This window comes from Bartonella sp. AA83SXKL (assembly GCF_042196965.1).
Taxonomy (GTDB): Bacteria; Pseudomonadota; Alphaproteobacteria; order Rhizobiales; family Rhizobiaceae; genus Bartonella.
Window position 1 is genome coordinate 1 of the sequence record NZ_JBHIRG010000276.1, and the last position, 610, is coordinate 610.

The 610-nt window shown below is 39.0% G+C and carries 1 pseudogene; it reads left to right on the forward strand.

Features of this window, described 5'->3' with window-relative positions:
* Window positions 1–117: 117 nt before the first annotated feature.
* Window positions 118–503: pseudogene (locus tag ACFINO_RS11080) on the forward strand (helix-turn-helix domain-containing protein).
* The last annotated feature ends 107 nt before the right edge of the window (window positions 504–610 follow it).

Consider the following 610-nt stretch of genomic DNA (forward strand, 5'->3'; position numbering starts at 1 on the left):
GGAGATTTTGCTATGTCCAGGTGCTACAAGCACTAAAAGCAAAAAGCTGACTCGGATTCAGTATTTTTAGACTCCCGGAATACCAATGCGAGGGCGCTCGCAACCGGCGGGGGGAAGATGCAAGCGAGAAATCTTCGTCAAGACAAAAATCTTCATAATGACATTTTTGTTGGTAAAAAAATTCGTTTTCGGCGAAAAATGCTGAAAATGTCTCAAAAAACATTAGCTGACCACTTGAAGGTCAGCCCTCAACAAATTCAAAAATATGAAACAGGATTAAATCGTGTGAGTGCAGGGCGTTTAAAGGAAATTGCTGATATTTTGAGTGTTCCTATTGCCTTTTTTATGCTGATCTCTTCACACAACAAGAGCACCTTATCCAGCATGATGAAATCATCTCGAGCAGAGAGGAATACCTGCTTTTAAAAAAATTTCGAGTTCTCACTTCGGTAAAACAAAGAGCAATTTTACAATTGATCTCTGATCAGAATGAAAGTTTTTAAAATCACGCACTAGGGTGTTAACTTTCTGTTTATCCACATTCATGTGTCTTTTTTATAAAGAGCCTCCCTCCACCTTAAAGGACGAAAATTCCTCCCATCACAATCTC